General features: G+C 41.9%; 15 protein-coding genes. 5 read left to right on the top strand and 10 right to left on the bottom strand.

The window, feature by feature from the left end; translation table 11 throughout:
* Positions 1 to 41: 41 nt before the first annotated feature.
* The 3 genes from ACE1TH_RS10850 to ACE1TH_RS10840 form a co-directional block, all read right to left on the bottom strand.
* A complete protein-coding gene (locus ACE1TH_RS10850; RefSeq protein ID WP_099302447.1) occupies positions 42 to 839 on the bottom strand; it encodes a MerR family transcriptional regulator in 798 nt (265 codons plus the stop codon).
* 66 nt (positions 840 to 905) lie between these two features.
* Complete coding sequence (locus tag ACE1TH_RS10845; RefSeq protein WP_176554357.1) at positions 906 to 1,622, bottom strand: ABC transporter permease; 717 nt, start codon at positions 1,620 to 1,622, stop codon at positions 906 to 908.
* Complete coding sequence (locus ACE1TH_RS10840; protein WP_099302445.1) at positions 1,619 to 2,341, bottom strand: ABC transporter ATP-binding protein; 723 nt, start codon at positions 2,339 to 2,341, stop codon at positions 1,619 to 1,621. Before ACE1TH_RS10840 ends, ACE1TH_RS10845 begins: the two co-directional genes overlap by 4 nt.
* Positions 2,342 to 2,472: 131 nt before the next feature.
* Between ACE1TH_RS10840 and ACE1TH_RS10835 the strand changes: the two genes are divergently transcribed.
* Positions 2,473 to 2,892, top strand: coding sequence for a hypothetical protein (locus ACE1TH_RS10835; RefSeq protein ID WP_375078950.1), 420 nt, complete (start codon positions 2,473 to 2,475; stop codon positions 2,890 to 2,892).
* Between the two features lie 361 nt (positions 2,893 to 3,253).
* Complete coding sequence (locus ACE1TH_RS10830; RefSeq protein ID WP_099302443.1) at positions 3,254 to 5,182, top strand: endonuclease MutS2; 1,929 nt, start codon at positions 3,254 to 3,256, stop codon at positions 5,180 to 5,182.
* 33 nt (positions 5,183 to 5,215) lie between these two features.
* Here the strand turns inward: ACE1TH_RS10830 and ACE1TH_RS10825 are convergent, their stop codons facing one another.
* The 5 genes from ACE1TH_RS10825 to ACE1TH_RS10805 all read right to left on the bottom strand — a co-directional run bounded on the left by ACE1TH_RS10825 (position 5,216) and on the right by ACE1TH_RS10805 (position 9,053).
* On the bottom strand, positions 5,216 to 6,580 hold the full coding sequence (locus ACE1TH_RS10825; protein WP_099302442.1) for an FAD-dependent oxidoreductase: 1,365 nt from the start codon (positions 6,578 to 6,580) through the stop codon (positions 5,216 to 5,218).
* 218 nt (positions 6,581 to 6,798) lie between these two features.
* Positions 6,799 to 6,975, bottom strand: a complete 177-nt coding sequence (locus tag ACE1TH_RS10820; protein ID WP_375078949.1) for a hypothetical protein — start codon at positions 6,973 to 6,975, stop codon at positions 6,799 to 6,801.
* 48 nt (positions 6,976 to 7,023) lie between these two features.
* The gene (locus ACE1TH_RS10815) at positions 7,024 to 7,635 is read right to left on the bottom strand and encodes a class I SAM-dependent methyltransferase (RefSeq protein ID WP_375078948.1); all 612 of its coding nucleotides are present in this window, start codon (positions 7,633 to 7,635) and stop codon (positions 7,024 to 7,026) included.
* A 71-nt stretch (positions 7,636 to 7,706) separates the two neighbouring features.
* Positions 7,707 to 8,048 carry a hypothetical protein gene (locus tag ACE1TH_RS10810; protein ID WP_099302440.1) on the bottom strand — a complete coding sequence of 114 codons (342 nt, stop codon included), beginning with the start codon at positions 8,046 to 8,048 and terminating at the stop codon, positions 7,707 to 7,709.
* A 108-nt stretch (positions 8,049 to 8,156) separates the two neighbouring features.
* Positions 8,157 to 9,053, bottom strand: coding sequence for a YhfZ family protein (locus tag ACE1TH_RS10805; RefSeq protein ID WP_375078947.1), 897 nt, complete (start codon positions 9,051 to 9,053; stop codon positions 8,157 to 8,159).
* Between the two features lie 147 nt (positions 9,054 to 9,200).
* Here ACE1TH_RS10805 and ACE1TH_RS10800 point away from each other — a divergent pair, with 147 nt between their 5' ends.
* From ACE1TH_RS10800 to ACE1TH_RS10790, 3 genes are read left to right on the top strand one after another with little or no spacing between them, the layout of a single operon-like run.
* Complete coding sequence (locus ACE1TH_RS10800) at positions 9,201 to 10,619, top strand: FAD-binding oxidoreductase (protein ID WP_375078946.1); 1,419 nt, start codon at positions 9,201 to 9,203, stop codon at positions 10,617 to 10,619.
* A 25-nt stretch (positions 10,620 to 10,644) separates the two neighbouring features.
* The gene (locus ACE1TH_RS10795; protein WP_375078945.1) at positions 10,645 to 12,129 is read left to right on the top strand and encodes an FGGY family carbohydrate kinase; all 1,485 of its coding nucleotides are present in this window, start codon (positions 10,645 to 10,647) and stop codon (positions 12,127 to 12,129) included.
* Positions 12,126 to 13,745 carry a glycerol-3-phosphate dehydrogenase/oxidase gene (locus ACE1TH_RS10790; protein ID WP_375078944.1) on the top strand — a complete coding sequence of 540 codons (1,620 nt, stop codon included), beginning with the start codon at positions 12,126 to 12,128 and terminating at the stop codon, positions 13,743 to 13,745. Before ACE1TH_RS10795 ends, ACE1TH_RS10790 begins: the two co-directional genes overlap by 4 nt.
* A 46-nt stretch (positions 13,746 to 13,791) precedes the next feature.
* Here ACE1TH_RS10790 and ACE1TH_RS10785 read toward each other — a convergent pair whose 3' ends face one another.
* Positions 13,792 to 14,574 carry an SDR family NAD(P)-dependent oxidoreductase gene (locus tag ACE1TH_RS10785; RefSeq protein ID WP_375078943.1) on the bottom strand — a complete coding sequence of 261 codons (783 nt, stop codon included), beginning with the start codon at positions 14,572 to 14,574 and terminating at the stop codon, positions 13,792 to 13,794.
* Positions 14,571 to 16,283 (bottom strand): acetolactate synthase catalytic subunit, encoded by a 1,713-nt coding sequence (locus ACE1TH_RS10780; RefSeq protein WP_375078942.1) that lies wholly within the window; start codon positions 16,281 to 16,283, stop codon positions 14,571 to 14,573. Before ACE1TH_RS10780 ends, ACE1TH_RS10785 begins: the two co-directional genes overlap by 4 nt.
* Between the last annotated feature and the right edge of the window lie 2 nt (positions 16,284 to 16,285).

Raw genomic sequence — 16,285 nt, 5'->3', positions numbered from 1 at the left:
GAACTCAATTGAGTTTTATAACAAGTCAGGAAAAACTATGGCTATTCCTGACTTTTAAGAGGAAACTGGACTTCGGTTAACCAGTTCTTATGATCTTCTTCATTCCAGATGCCGTCAATGACCGCTTCCCGAGGTGGTTCAGCTAACGTGTAGGGACTTTTGAGAAGCCATTGATGAAGTTTGGCGTGGGTATCGCCGATGGTTTCATAAGGGCCACGATGAAAAAGGCACGCTGCTTGAGGGACTTCAGCGAATGTTTTAAACTGTAAACCATCTCGATCTTTTTTCTTCTTTGTCACCGCTTCGCAAATTTCAATATCGATGTTCGTTTCTTTATACTCACCATCATGAAAAAGTTGAAAACAATAGAGACGGTCATCTAGGACGCAGCCTTGTTGGCTCATTTTTTCACCCATTGCAGGATAAGCAATAAACAAATCGTTGTAGTGGTCGAGTTTGAGTCGCATGGAGGCCACAACCACTTTTGGGAGGCTTTTTAAATAGATATTTGGCTCTGTATCAGCATGTAAATAATACGACGCTTGACGAAGTTTGTTTTCAATTTCTTGCTTTTCAAGCTGGAGTTGATGTTGTTTCAATCGAATGTGAGCCGTAATTGCTTCTTTTTGGGTAAGGGTTTGTTGGATTTCCGCGATGGAAAAACCGATTTGTCGCAATGCCATAATGGTATGAAGTTGCTCCATCTGCTGGGATTGATAATAGCGGTAACCGGTGCTCTGGTCCACGTAGGCAGGGCGCAAAATGCCAACTTGATCATAGTAGCGGAGACTTTTGATTGTAACTCGATTCATTTTAGAAAATTGGCCAATGCTATACACATTCTCACCTCAATATTTTCACTGTATAGATAAGAGAAAGAAAGCAGCAATCCACTGCTTTCTTCGTTATTCCCATTTAAAGGAACGGATAGACACAGCAACACCAATTACGGTGATGATTAGCAAGATGAATAAACTGAACCAGTGATCGAAGGGTTGCTGCTGTACGGCAGATTGCAAGAGTTGAATGCCATGTGTTAGAGGGAAGATCTGTGCAAGAGATTCTAAAGCGTTTGGCATGACAGATAACGGGATGGTCGCCCCTGATAGTAGAAACATCGGAAAAAAGATTGCACTGCTAATCGCACCTGTTGTTTTCTCACGCGGGGATAAGGAGGCAATGACCATGCCAATTGCGTGAATGCTGACCATGACAAGAACGTAGAAAAGAATAAAGCGCATATGTGAACCGACGAATTCCATCCCAAAACCGAGAGTTGCAACAAGGTAAACGGATAGCATGGAAATGATGCTTAAAGAAAAGCAGTACGCGACATGAGCAAGTAAGAGTTGCGATGGGCTAACCGGTGTGACTTTGTAGCGTTTGAGCACTTTTCTCTCTCGGTAAGAGGAGAGGGATAAAGGCAAACTCATTACACCAGTCGCAACAAGGCCAATGGTGGCGACTGCTGCAAATGACGAGGTTAACTCTTCGTTTGACGAAGCTAAAAAGCCCATTAATGCCATTAATCCAATTGGAAGAAAAAGCCCGAAAATAAAGGAAGACATCTCTCTTAATGATAATTTAAACTCAGCTGTGTAAAAAAGCCAGAATGTTCTCATTTCCATTCCTCCCCAATTAGCGTTAAAAATGCGTCTTCCATATTTTGTTGACCGCTTGCGTGAATGACTTCTTGTATGGTTCCGCTAATTTGTTCTTTGCCATCCGCCAACAGTAAAATTCGATCACAGAGATGTTCCACTTCATTCATATCGTGAGACGTTAAGAAGATCGTTACACCTGCTTGATTTAATTTTCTCAGTGTGTGCCAAATTTCTCTCCGAGCAACAGGGTCGAGCCCAGGCGTTAATTCGTCGAGGAAGAGGACATCAGGATTTCCCATCATGGCGAGCAAGATACAAAGTTTTTGGCGTTCGCCTCCAGATAAATCGGAAATTTGCGTGTGACGTTTATCTTCTAGTCGAAACGTGGCAATCCACTCCTGCCAATTGATTGGGTTGCTGTATAGTGAATGCGTAATCGCACAAATTTCGCTAACTTTAAGCCCGGTTTGAAAGGCACTTTGCTGAAATTGAACACCGACCCGTTGAAAAAGCGTTTGTCGATTGGTGAGTGGGTCCTGTCCTAAAAGTGATACAGAACCTGCATCGATTTTTTGTGTACCGAGAATGCAGTCAATCGTCGTCGATTTTCCTGCTCCGTTATGGCCGAGCAGGCCAAAGATTTCCCCTTTTGCTACGGTAATGTCGAGCTGGTTGACAGCTGTTTTGCTGCCGAATGTTTTTACTAAGCCGTGAGCTTCAATTACAGTCTCGTTCATTCGAGTCCCTCCCTTTTTTTGTCGAACTTTTATAGTGTAAAGTCTCCTCTAAAGGGAGAGTCAACGATAAATGAAATCATTTATAAAGAGAGCTGGTGATTGATATGAAAGGAAGATCCATTTTTATCATAATGATCGCAATAGCTGTGGTTGTTGCGTTTTTCCATTACTTAGAAAGGGAGCCTGGACCAACAACTATCGGGGAGGAGCTGGCTGATCGGTTTGAGCTTATTGAAGTCGAACAAATTGAGATTAATCATTATGTAGAAAACGGAATAGATGTTGGTTATTTGAAAGCGGAAGAAGATATTGAAAAACTGATTCATAAAATAGAAATGCTAGGCATTCATTTCGTAGACAATATTTATGCACAAGCAGGGGAAGACTCCTATGAGATCTATTTTAAAATAGCTGAAGGTGGAAGTTTTTCGGTCTATTTTAATGATTCACATGTGTCGCTACCAACTGGAAGGTTCACATTGCTTGAAGAGAATAAAGCAACATCCTACATTGATGAGCTAGATACGATTGATTGGTATGAGAACAGGTAGGGAGAAGTTTCCATTGAGGTTCCCTTGACATTTAGAGTGAAAACGACTTATAGTAAGTGTGTAAATAATATTGCACGTAAGAAGGAGACGACTTTATGTATCTGGTGGTTCTTAACTAATCCAGCAATTGGATAACTTGAAATGCGATTTTTCAGCGTACAAGAGACGCTTATTTTGTGATGGCATTTCGAGGAGTTAAGAACACGTTTACGATAAAGTTGTCCTACTTGAAGTGTACCTACGAAAGGTATGTACTTCTTTAAGCAGACCGCTGTGAACGCATGTTCATAGCGGTCTTTTTGTCGTTCCCTGAACAAAGTTTGCGCGGTTCTTTTTACAAGCAAATGAAGGAGGAAGTATCATGAATCAACAAGCGTTACACGATATTGGCTTTACAGATGTACTTGAACAGATTGCAGGCTACACAAGGATGGAGCGCGGAAAAGAAACGGTGCTTCGTATGCAGCCTGTTTTTAACAAAGATCAAATTGAGCATAAGATGATTGAGGTGCAAGAAGCGATTGAGGTTCTGAAGCGTAGTGGAAGTGTGCCGATTCACGTGGTCGATGACATTGCACAAATGCTTACGCAAGCGAAAAAAGGCCTTTTCATACGTGCTGATCAAATGACTCGAATTGTTTCTTTTTTAGAGCATTGTGGGAAATTAAAACGATTTATGAATGATAAACTAGACATTGCTCCCCTCGTCAGCAGCTACGCCTTTTCCATTGATGATTTGTCAATGCTGGAAGAAGAGCTTGGGCAAGCGATTCGGAATGGGCAAGTGGATGACTACGCATCGAAAGAATTAAGCTATCTTCGACGTCAAAAGAAAATGGCGTTAGAACGATTGAAAAACAAAGTTGAGCATTTAGCGAGTGGTGGTAAATACAAAAGTTACTTGCAAGATAAAATGGTTTCCACTCGCCAAGGTCGCTATGTGCTTTCGATTAAAAAAGAATACCGAAACAAAGTAAATGGTACCGTACTCGATACATCTGCTTCCGGTTCCACACTGTTTATTGAACCAGCAGAAGTTGGCGATATTCAAGAAGAAGTGAGTATGTATACGTACGCAGAGGAAGCTGAGGTTGAGCGAATTTTATTTGCGTTGACCGAATCCGTATTGGCGCAAGAGCATACCATTCATATTGCCATGGATGTCATGCATGAGTACGATGTGTTGTTCGCAAAAGCAAAATATTGTCAAGACATTAACGGGATTAAGCCACACCTATCAGCTGAGCGAAAAATGAATCTCATTCGCGCAAAGCATCCAGCTTTAGGTGAAAAAGCCGTTCCCCTTTCCTTGACGTTTGGAGGGGAAGTTGACCGAGCGCTTGTGATTACAGGACCAAATACAGGAGGAAAGACCGTCACCCTTAAAACGGTAGGCTTGTTAACGGCAATGGCACAAGCAGGGCTTTTAATTCCAGCTGAAAAAGGAAGTCAGGTGGGGATATTTCAAAGTCTGTTTGTGGATATCGGTGATGGCCAAAGCATTGAGGATAACTTAAGTACGTTTAGTTCAAGGCTCGTCTCCATTATTCAAATTTTACGAGACGCCAACGACCGCTCGCTCATATTAATGGATGAGTTAGGCTCAGGAACGGATCCGAATGAAGGGATGGGTCTAGCAATTACGATCTTAAATCAATTGTACAAAAAAGGGTCGACCTTACTTGCGACGACCCACTACAGTGAAATGAAGACCTTCGCGGATACAACAGACGGATTTATTAATGGGTCAATGGAATTTGATCTTGAAAGCTTACAGCCAACGTACAGATTATTAATTGGTGAGAGTGGAAAAAGCCAAGCCTTTGAGATTGCGCTGAAGTTAGGCTTACATCCAAGCATCGTTGATGAGGCGCACCATATTTCTTATGGACATGAAGGCTCTTATGTAGGTCGGTTTTCACAAGAGACGTTACAAGCAGATGAGTTCCGTAAGCAGGTCATTGTGAACCGTCATGCGAACAAACAGAAAAAACGTCAAGTCCAAAATGTAAAGCAGTTTCAGCAGGGAGACAACGTGACCGTGCAAGCTTCAAATGAAACAGGGATTGTTTATAAAGGGCCAGACGATAAAGGCAATTATATTGTGCAGATTAAGGACGAAAAACGAACGATTAATCACAAACGTTTAAACTTGCACATTTCGGCTGCAGAACTGTATCCAGCTGATTATGATTTCGATATTATTTTTAAAAGCAAAGACTATCGAAAAGTGAAAAATGACCAGAACCGTAAGCATATGGACGGCGTCTGGTTGGAAGAGGAAGAGTAAATAAAAAGCCGCACAACACTGTGCGGCTTTATTTTACGTTAATTGTGATTGTAGCTGATCCTGCTCAGTTAGTGCTTTTAACGCAATTGTATTTAGGATATTGACTGGCTTGTTGTAGTGGGGTTGGAAGAAGAAATCGCTAAATGCTAGGTCTTCTACGGTCATCCCTTGTTGTATGCAAACGGATAACGTATTCATCAGCTGTGTTTGGTCGATTTTACTTAACACTTGTGCGCCAATTAAACGCATCGTATCTTGATCATACACAAGCTTCAGCTTCACTTCTGTCGCAGTTGGCATAAAGGTTGGGCGTTCGTGATCCACAAGTGTAGTGGAACGAACATCTAACCCGTACATTGCTGCGCCTTCTTCTGTTAAACCTGTAGAAGCCATATTCAGATCGTAAAGTTTTAACCCTGATGTTCCTTGTGTGCCTCGATATTTAATGGTGGGCTTTACAATATTGTACGCAACGAGTGTCCCCATCTTGGTCGCATTTGTCGCTAGGGGAATATAGGCGTGATGCTGAGCTGAATTGTGAAATACTGAGCAATTATCGCCAGCAGCAAAGATCGATGGGTCGCTTGTTTGCATGTATTCATTCACAAGCAGTGCACCATTCTCTAGCGTGTCTAGTTCGCCTTTTAACAATTCTGTTTGTGGGCGGAATCCAACACAGAGTATGACAAGATCAACATCGTGTGTCGTTTTGCTCGTTTGGATCGCAGTAACTTCTCCCGCCTCATTACCGGCGAATGCCTCAACTTTTTCATTTAACGCCAAACGAATGCCTTGTGCTGTTAATGTCTGTTCAACCTCATCAGTAAATTCGCGGTCGAGATATTTGTTTAAGACACGGTCCGCGCCTTCAATAAACGTCACGTCTTTTCCATATGCTTCAAACGCTTCAACCAGTTCTACACCGATATAGCCAGCACCGACAACAGCAATTTTATTTGCATGGGTCGCTTTTTCAATAATCTCTTGGGCTTGTGCATAGTTTTTGCATAGTTGAATGTTCTTTAACCCAACACCTGAAATCGGTGGAACAATCGGAGTAGAGCCAGTGGTATAGACAAGCTTATCGTAGGAATCAATAAACTGTTCACCTGTTTCCAAATTCTCCACAACAAGAGTCTTTTCCTGTCGGTTGATCGAGTGGACATTGTGACTAACACGCATCTTCGCTCCAAGTGCTTCTAATTCCTGAGGAGAAGAGTAAAAGAGCTTTTGAGCATCATCGACGACACCGCCGACATGTAGCGCGATCCCGCATGAAAGAAAAGAGACATTGTCGTTTCGCTCATATACTGTAATAGCTGCTTCTGGATGAAGTCGAAGCAAATTTTTAACCGTTTGTGTCCCTGCATGTGTACAACCAATAACAATAATTTTCAATGAAAAAACCTCCTGAATTAAATTGTGAAATACTGAGCATGTTCAGTTATAAAAAGAAGGAGAAGACCACTCCTCGATTTGACTTTGTGAAATAGTGAGCAAACAAAAATGAAAGTCATCTTTTTTGTTTACAAACTAAGACTAACACATTGTGAAATAATGAGCAAGAGGTTTATGGAAATACCATAGTCTTTTCTTTATAGACTATGGCAAGTGTGTTAGTTCTTTTCAACTAAAACAGCCATTGTGTCGCTTTTGGCCGTATATGGCTTTCCAGTCACATCACTATATACCTCTTTAATGCTAAAGCCGGCTTCTTCTAATTCTGTTTGAAGCATAGGTTTAGTGAAATATTGATTCCAAATATAATAGGTTTGAGTATCATCTGCGGTCATTACATTCGTTTGTTCAAGGCTAACGTGTTCGTCTGGATAAGTACAATTTTATTGAAGTTCAAGATGATTTTCAGGCGACCAAAAGCCGCCGTGTTCATGATGATTCCAATAGCGTTGGTCTGAAAATCGTTTGAATTTCTCTTCTGTAAACACGTCTAAAAACAATTGACCACCAATGTTTAAGCTGTTATAGATACGTTGTAAAACTTGCTTTCGTTCTTCTTCTCCAAGCGCACCGTAATCACAATAAATGAGTAAGGCAAGATCAAACTCGGGCTTCAACTGAACCGAAAGATAATCTTGATTGATATACGTAATGGGAAGACCTTTTTTCTTCGTTTGTTCTTTCGCATATGCAATGGAGTGGGAAGAGATATCAATTCCCGTGACGGTATGCTGTAATTGTGCAAGTGGTTCACAATACAGCCCAGGTCCACAGCCAAAATCAACAATTTTTGTAGGGTTTTCATTTAAAATGCGTTGATGAATGAAATGGACAGAAGTTTCAATCGTACCAGCGTGTCGACTAGCACCATCATGATCTTGACTTAAGTGGGCATCCAACAAAAAAGGCGCAATGTGAGGGTCCTGCCAAAACATATTTTCATTTCTTGCAAAGAGAGCAGGACGTTTGATGGTTTCTAAAAGTGTGCGGTTCATGTAACGTACCTCCGATTTTTTTTATGAAAAAACCGTAGAGCGGGGCTCTGCGGTTTGGATGAATCGCTCATTTACTCAACGGTTTCATAGTTTAAGTCTTGATCACTCATATGTTCTTCTAACAGTGATTCGAGTTCGTTCACATGTTGTTCTAGCTGGTCATTTGATGCAAATGACACGTAAAGTTGATTTTGCTCGTCTGTATTTTCATTATATTGACTCGCATAATTGACAATCGTGTTTCCTGTTCGCTCATTTAAATAATCGTACACATTTTCCTCTAGTTGTCCATTAAACGTAGCGTGTACATAAGGTTCACTGATGTCTTCTGGCGTTTGATCCGTATCGACAATGAGAAATACAACGACTAATAGAATGATAAGCATACCACCTACGATCAATCCACGTTTCATTCTTCCAACTCCTCTATTTATTTATATGGAGTTCTATTCCTTAATTGGAAAAAAACAAAACGTAATCAAGTAAAACGATGCAGGGAAAAAGTCGTGAGCAGTATGTGTTTAAAAAAAGTCCTCACCAGAAATAATTTGTTTTTGGATTGATGTTACTTGATTAGGATCAATTGTGGTTAGAATGACATCGGCAATTGAACGCTCTCCTTTATTGACTAGAAGAACAGCTTCCGTATTGGTAGCTTGTTCATCGGTATGGTTTTGCAAAGGTATAATTTTAAATCCAAGAGGGGGGCGTTGAATGGCTTCGCTAATCACTGTCACGTCTACGATTCCTTCTTTTACCATCGTAACCGCCTCTTCAGCGGATATGTCTACAAATTCTACTTCTTTGCCTTCGCATTCTCTTACGGATAGATTATATAAATCATAAGAAGAAGGATCGACACCGAACTTCATACCATTTTCAATTCCATGAACATCTTGACGCATCAACAGTGCGTGATTTGTTACGTTTGAACCTGCACCAAACTCAAACACCAACTGTAAGTCACCTTTCTCCACTTCTTCTTCCCAACTTAGTTTTGAAATAACCGCAAAATCACAACGTCCTGTTCTTAAAAAGTGAAGTCGGTTTTTGGCTCCTCTTAATTGCGCCAAGATTAATGGAATCGAAGCACGATCAAACGTTTTTTGTAATCCAAGTGATAAGCCGTGGTGGACGAGCGAGTGAACGGTAGGCATTACCCCTATAATGCTATTTAGTTCACCTAGCTCTAGTAATTTATCCCGATTTATTTTTTTTAAAAAGGAACCTCTTTTTCCTAAGGCTTCAATTTCAATCGCCTGCTCGTCTATCAATAATTTTAACGCTGCTTGGATGGTGCCTCTACCAGTTTTGAATTCATCAGCTAGTTTGCCAACTGGATCTAAGCGATCTCCTTCTTGAAGGGAAAGGATTCGACGTGCGAGAGAAACACTTACAGAGCCATATCGTATGTACATGCGTGATCCTCCTGATTAATTGTGTACTATAAAGAAGTGTATCAAAAACATCTTCCATTTGCACTTTAGTGTAAGCGTTTTAGATTGACATTCTATTTTGTGTACAGTATTCTGTATATAAATAATGCAGTAGAAAAGAGGTTTACGATGATTAAAACGAATGAACTAATTGAATCGTTACGTACAGTTGTAAGCGAAGATCAAATTATTACAAGTGAAGCAGAGTTAAACACACGTACGACTGATTTATGGCCGCTACGTCTTGTACAACGCACATTTGGTCGTGAAGGCGTCAAACCGTTATGCGTCGTTGCGCCTAAGCATACAGAAGAAGTGTCAAATATTCTTGCATTATTAAACAAGAATCAAATCAATGTTGTTCCTTATGGTGGCGGCTCTGGAGTAGGGGGCGGATCAGAGCCAACTAGAGATTCCGTTGTGGTTGATTTAAAACATATGAACAATGTTTTAACACTCGATCCTGAGAACCTATTTGTGACTGTTGAACCTGCGGTAATCATGGGGGATTTAGAACGATACTTAAATAAAGAAGGGTTTATTTCAGGGCATTATCCACAATCGATTGAACTTGCACAAGTTGGTGGCTTAGTGGCGACACGTAGCTCTGGTCAATTTAGTACGAAATATGGAAATATTGAAGATTTATTGCTTGGCTTAGAAGCGGTCTTACCGAATGGAGAAGTCATTGAAATTAACAACATTCCTAGACGCTCAGTTGGTCCAGATTTACGTCATATTTGGTTAGGGTCGGAGGGTGTTTTCGGTATAATCACAAAGGTTAGTATGAAAATTTTTCCTAAGCCTGAAGCGAGATGGCGACAAGCCTATGCTTTTAAAACGATGAGAGAAGGTCTTAAAGCGATTCAAGCTTTTGTTCAAACAGGTTGGAATCCGGCAGTTGTTCGATTACATGATGCAGACGAAGCAGAGCAGAAGTACGAAGCTTATATTGAAAAAGGTGAGTCTGTTCTCTTGTTATTGGGAGAGGGTCCAACAGGTTTGGTCAACGCTGAGAAAGAGGGCGTGAATCACCTCGTACTGAAAGAAGGAGGACGGGTTCTAGGCGAACAACCAGTCAGCGAATGGCTCGACCATCGTAATGCAGTTGCGAAAACGCCAGACTACTATACGAACCAAGGACTTATTATTGATACGATTGAAATAGCGGCTAATTGGAGTGACATCGCGGACATTTATGAAGAAGTGACTGCCAATCTTCCACAAGATGTTCCAGAACTTTTTTTAATGACCGGACACTCATCGCATAGTTATGCGCAAGGGACAAATATCTATTTTATTTTTGGTGCAAAGTCGGAGGAAACGCCGGAAGCTGCTGCTGTTATTTACGAGAAGATATGGCAGCGTGTACTTGACATTACTTTGGCACATAATGGATCGATTTGCCATCATCATGGAATTGGAAAATGGCGAGCGAAATGGGTTCCAAATGAATTAGGTTCTTCTTATCAACTATTAACAGGGTTAAAAAAATCTCTTGATCCAAATCTTGTGCTTAATCAAGGTACACTCATTCCAAATTCGTAGTGAATACGTAAGGAGGTTTCTTGACATGGCTTCATCTATACTGTCCATTGATGCAGGTACTTCAGGGATTCGAACGGTTCTTTATAATCATAAGAGTGAGCCTCTTGGTTATTCTTATGAAACAATTTCGCAAATGACTCCAGCATCTGGGTTACTTGAACAGGACCCACTAGAGATTCTCAATATGATTCAACGACTGATTAAAGTAACAATCCAAAAGGCTGGAGTGGCCCCAAGTGATATTGCTTCTCTTGGCGTTGCCACACAAAGAGCTTCAGTGGTTGCATGGGATGCGTTTACCGGTAAGCCTAAATATCCTGCTCTTATTTGGCAGGATCTGCGAACAATTGACCGCTGTAAAGAGTTAAGTCAGAAAACAGGTATGAATGTATCGCCCATTTGGAGTTTAACAAAAGTGGAGTGGCTATTAACCCATATTGAAGATGGATATGAGCGATTTCGTCGACAAGAGCTACTGGTAGGAACACTAGATAGCTGGATTATTTGGAATGTAACGAAAGAGCGTGCGTTTGTGACTGATCCTTCAAACGCATGTTCAACCGGTTTGTACGATGTTCATAAGGGCGCTTGGTCACAAAAAGCTGCCGACCTTATTGGGATTTCCACATCATGGTTAGCAGATGTGAAACCATCAAGCCATTTATTTGGACATACGACGAGGGAATGGATAGGTGCAGAGATTCCTGTAGCAGCGGTAGCGGGGGATCAACAATCTGCATTAATTGGCCATTTGTGCTTAGACAAAGGGGCTATGAAAGCAACGTACGGTACATCTGTGATGGTCAATGTAAATACGGGCACAGAAAAAATTCAAGGTCAATCCAGTTTCACGTTAGCATTAGCGCGTATCGATCAAGACGATTTCTTCTGTAATGAAGGAACCGTTATTACAGGAGGTGCTTCTGTTGGGTGGTTAAGTGATTTGGCGTTAATAGACTCTTACGAACACCTAGTAGCGTTAACAGATGAAGTCGCAGATAGCGATGGCGTACAGTTTATCCCGGCATTACAAGGCCTTGGAACACCTTATATGAACGCACATGTAAAAGGTGCAATCTTTGGATTAACGCGAGCAACAACACCAGCTCACATTGCTCACGCCGTATTGGAAGGAATTGCATTTCGAACAAAACAAGTAGTTGAAACGTTAGCTGAAGAAGCAGGTGTTACAATTTCCGAACTAAAGGTAGACGGAGGAATGGCAGCTAACGATCATTTTTTACAAGTTCAAGCAGATGTATTAGGCATTCCTGTAGAGCGACCAGCAACAAATCAAGTAACATCTTTAGGTGTAGCGTATTTAGCTGGATTAGCAATCCATTATTGGGATTCAATAGAAGATATTCGATCGGATCGCAAGCCAGGTACGATGGTTTATCCATCGATTAATCGTAAGCGGTTACAAAAAAGCTACGAATCATGGCTAGAAATGGTCGCATTGCTACTGAAGCAAACAGAAAAAGAGTTTGAATCGAGAGGAGTAGAATGATGGCACATCCATTTAACGCACAAGGTAGAAGCGAAGCGTTAACGAAGATGGCGAGCGGGATTGTCGACTTGCTTATTATCGGAGGTGGCATTACAGGCACTGGCCTTGCACGAGATGCTGCATTAAGAGGGTTGTCCGTAGCGCTTGTGGAAAAAGAAGATTTCGCGTATGGGACTTCTTCACGTTCATCCAAACTCGTTCACGGAGGACTTCGATATTTAGCAAATGGACAAGTAAATGTAGTCCGAGAATCGGCACGAGAAAGAAAGGTTTTAAAACAGATTGCGCCTCACTTAGTTCACCCGCTTCCGTTTGTCTTCCCTATATATAAAGGGGATTCCGCAATGAAAATGCGCGCAGGTTTTTTTCTCTTTGATAAACTAGCGAATGTAACCGATCAAGAAAAACACCAAGTCTTGTCTGAGCAAGAGGTACGTACCTATGCCCCAGGATTAAAAGAGGATTTAAAAAGTGGATTTGTTTATGGTGAATATATGACAGAAGATGCGCGGTTTACGATGGAAAATGCAGCTTCGGCAGTAGAACACGGTGCACTCGTCGCCAATCATGCGGAAGTGATTGAATTGATTGAAGCTGATGGAAACATTACAGGTGCAAAAGTCATCGACAAATACTCAAAACAAACGTATGTCATACAGTCACACGTAACAGTAAACGCAACAGGACCATGGGCACAGCAACTTTTAGAGAATACTGGCTATCAAGCTCCTAAGAAACTTTTATTGAGCAAAGGCATTCATTTAGTTTTTCGTAAAGATAGACTTCCGATTGAAGCAGCTGTTACGTTGACCTCTAAATCAGGAAAAATGGGCTTTCTTATTCCACGCTGGAATTATGTGTATGTTGGTACGACAGATCGACGACATGATGGACCGATTGACCAACCTCAGTCCGATCACACAGCAATCGAAGAGCTGTTGCAACTTGTTCAAGAGTCTTTTCCGAGTCTAGAATTAACGGAAAACGACGTAGTTGGAACATGGGCTGGGGTAAGACCACTTATTGCAGAAGGCAAGTCAGAACGAGAAACATCTCGACATGATGAAGTATGGAAAATTAAACCTGGCTTGTTTACGGTGGCAGGTGGAAAACTAACAACGTATCGACAAATGGCAGACCGTATATTAAACGAAGTGGCAACGGAACTAGAACGGGACATTGGAAACAATGAGCGAACAATGAGTGTGCCGCTACCTGGTGGGGTTTTTGAAGAGGCTTATGAGATTTTCAAAGAAAAAGCAGCGCAAGCATTAGCGGATTATCAGTTAAGCGAATTAACGATTGAGCGTATTGTATGGTTATACGGGAATAAAGTATTCACGCTACTTGCCTACGCGGAAGAGGACAAAACGTGGTTTGAACCACTTGCACCAAATGTTCCTGCAATAAAAGGGGAAGTCCGCCTTGCACTGGAACAAGAAATGGTGCTTTCAGTAGCTGACTTTATTGACCGTCGTTCTTCATTGCTTTTATTTAGCGATGAGCATGGGCGTACGTGTGCGGAAACAGTAGCAGCCATAATGGGTGAATATTTAGGTTGGACAGATAACGAGACAGACTACCAGATCGAACAATTTTTACAACTTCAAACGTAAACAAAAAGAGGCCGATCAGCACATGGATCGGTCTCTTTTTCTAGCCTTATCGTAATGCACCACCTGTAACGTCGATGATGGTCCCTGTTACATAATCAGAAAGCGGGGTAACAAGGAACTCTAAGACATTTGCGCAATCTTCTGGGGTGCCTAATCGGCGTAATGCGGTTTGATTCTCAAACTGCTCAACGCCAACTTCGCGAAATCGTTCCAGCAAGCGCTTCGTTCCAATGTAGCCAGGAGCCATGCCGTTTACTTGGATTTGATAGGGACCGAGATCTTGAGCAAGGTTTTTTGTATAAGACACAAGTGCGGCTTTTGTTGCTGCATAGTGAGCGTAGGTTCCTGATGGATTGGCTACCAGGCCTGTGATCGACGCCATCGTCACAATTTTACCGGACTTTTGTTTCTTCATCATAGGCGCAACGGCAGACACACAGTGCATTGTACCGAATAAATTCCGTTCCATGACAAGCTTCAGGTGTTCAGGGTCAATCTCTGCCGCTGCATTTTCGTCTAGAGCGCCACTTCCACCTCCTGCATTGGCAACAAGAATATCAATCGTCCCGAATTGATTGGCAACGTCGCGAACGCATTTATGAACGGCTTGTTTGTCTGTGACATCGACTTCATAGCCAACTGCATTTGCTCCTTTTTCAATTAAATCATCTGTAATCGTCTTGTTTGAATTGGATGAACCTAAAGATAATTCAAGATCGAGAACAGCAATTCTTGCACCTAAAGAGGCAAGGCGATGGGCGAACGCAAAGCCGATTCCTCGTGCGCCACCGGTGACAACGGCAGTTTTGTTCTTTAGAGGCGCATTCATGTAGTCACCTCCCGTTTATAAGATTCCATTGAGGCTACCGGTGGAATATTGTCTGGATTTGCAATTAAGTCAATCACGACCGTTCCTTCATGTCGGAAAGCCGCAGTCATTGTGTCATAAATGTCACTTACTTGATCGAGCTTAATTCCTTGTAATCCACATGCTTCAGCAATTTTTGTATGATCAACAGCTGAGAAATCACACACATTTGTTGAACGATTAAACGCAACGGTTTCACTAAGCTTCTGATAACCAAGGATTTGGTTGTTAATGACCACAACAACGATTTCGATCCCATGGCGTTTACACGTTTCTAATTCGCTCCACACATGAGCAAAGCCACCATCTCCAACTAAACAAAAGACTTTTTTCCGCGGGTTCGCAAGCTTCGCCCCCATCGCCATTGGTAAGCCCCAACCTAATCCTGCTAATCCGCGAGGAAAGATAAACTTCCGACTGGCTCTTGCTGTTAAGTAATTCGCGTTCCATACCGAAGAAAGGCTGGCATCTGCGACGATTACAGAATCATTATCAAGAAGAGGATCAATTTTTCTTGAAAACGTCTCCATGTTCATCGTGTTCGGATTGTCTTGGATAAGAGACTGAATCGCTTCAGTATGATAATCTTTGGCCGTTTGAATTGTTTTCTCTATATTTGCGCGTTGGTGCTGAAATGGATTGGCTCCAGTGGCTTGTAATGCATCGTAGAGCGCCTGTAGAGTTGCTTTTGCATCACCAATCATTCGGACGGACGGATAATTACGATCAATCTCTTCTGGGTCAATATCAATATGGATGTAGGTGGCTTCTTCAGGGAGCAACGACCATGTATCCGTTCCATTTTGATTGGTCCGGTTGCCAACGAGTAGTATTAAATCACTTTGTTGGATCATTGGTTTATGAAAATGACCAACAGCTGTTTTTCCCATATAATAACCGATTGGACCAATGGACAGTGGATGCTCCTCATCAACGGATCCTTTCCCCATTGTCGTTGTCGCAACAGGGATCGAAAAGTCATCTTGTAAAGCACGCAACTCAGCTATCGCTTGAGAACTAATAACACCGCCACCCGCATAAATGAGCGGTCGTTTGGCAGATAAAATAAGTTTTGCGGCTTGTGCAATCGTCTGTTTGTCGGGAGAAAAACGATCAAGTGGAAAAGTAGAGTGTCCACCAACCCTTTTCGTGTTTACAGGATATTTGTGAAAATCATTAAAGAGGTCTTTTGGGCAAAGAAGAACAACGGGTCCTGGGCGACCGCTACCAGCAATTGCAAAAGCGCGGTCCACGTATTCCTCGACTCGCTCCTGAGTCGGAATTCGCTTCACCCATTTTGTGACGCCTTGAAAAAGGGTTTGATGATCAATTTCCTGGAAAGCATTTTTATCAACGTGATTCAAACCAATTTCTTCAACCAATGCAACAATCGGATAAGAAGCTTTTAACGATTCAGCCAATCCAGGCACAAGTAGTGTCGCTGCTGGACCATGCTGTGCGGTTACGACAGGAATTGTCTGTGTGCACATTCCGTACGCTTGTGCCATATAAGTACCTGCGTTTTCTTGTCTGTATCCTATTTGTTCAATGCCAATATCCGCGCAAGCTAGTGTAATAGAAGGGGGATTACTTTGCCCGAATACATATCGTACACCGTTTCTTTGTAAAGATGCTGCCAGTCGGCCAGCGTTGGTTGCAGTTGCATTCATAT

It is taken from the genome of Shouchella sp. JSM 1781072 (assembly GCF_041949915.1).
Taxonomy (GTDB): Bacteria; Bacillota; Bacilli; order Bacillales; family Bacillaceae_D; genus Shouchella.
The sequence above is the reverse complement of the archived record's forward strand: the minus strand, read 5'-3'. Positions and strand labels throughout refer to the sequence as shown.